The organism is Halobacillus sp. BAB-2008, assembly GCF_000328325.1.
Classification (GTDB): Bacteria; Bacillota; Bacilli; order Bacillales; family Halobacillaceae; genus Halobacillus.
In genome coordinates this window covers 1-460 of record NZ_ANPF01000132.1, presented here as the reverse complement: position 1 = coordinate 460, position 460 = coordinate 1, and the positions used below count along the sequence as shown (strand labels likewise).

The window sequence follows — 460 nt, the reverse complement described above, 5'->3', positions numbered from 1 at the left end:
TGATTGGGGTGAAGTCGTAACAAGGTAGCCGTATCGGAAGGTGCGGCTGGATCACCTCCTTTCTAAGGATTTAGAACGGAAGCGTACTTGGTTGGTTGTTCAGTTTTGAGAGATCGAAAGATACTCTTCTAAGAATTGAATGGGCCTGTAGCTCAGCTGGTTAGAGCGCACGCCTGATAAGCGTGAGGTCGGTGGTTCAAGTCCACTCAGGCCCACCATTCAAAAAACGGGGCCTTAGCTCAGCTGGGAGAGCGCCTGCTTTGCACGCAGGAGGTCAGCGGTTCGATCCCGCTAGGCTCCACCATTTAAATGATATACCAAACACAATGATTTGATTGTGTTTTATATTCAACCCTGAATATAGGGCGTGAACCTTGAAAACTGGATAAGGAATCATCGTATCATCTAACGATGAAACGATTGATGACAAGACATCAAACATCGAAAGTTTTAAACAAAC

At 45.9% G+C, this 460-nt stretch carries 1 protein-coding gene, 2 tRNA genes and 1 rRNA gene; 3 read left to right on the top strand and 1 reads right to left on the bottom strand.

From position 1 onward, the window contains the following. The 3 genes from D479_RS19685 to D479_RS19675 all read left to right on the top strand — a co-directional run. A 16S ribosomal RNA gene (locus D479_RS19685) occupies positions 1 to 62 on the top strand; the annotation flags it as partial. Positions 63 to 141: 79 nt separating this feature from the next. After that, a tRNA-Ile gene (locus D479_RS19680) sits at positions 142 to 218 on the top strand. Between the two features lie 10 nt (positions 219 to 228). Continuing rightward, positions 229 to 304, top strand: a tRNA-Ala gene (locus tag D479_RS19675). Here the strand turns inward: D479_RS19675 and D479_RS20950 are convergent. Further along, the coding region (locus tag D479_RS20950) for a hypothetical protein (protein WP_206536246.1) at positions 275 to 460 on the bottom strand (186 nt) is incomplete at its 5' end. The genes D479_RS19675 and D479_RS20950 overlap by 30 nt on opposite strands.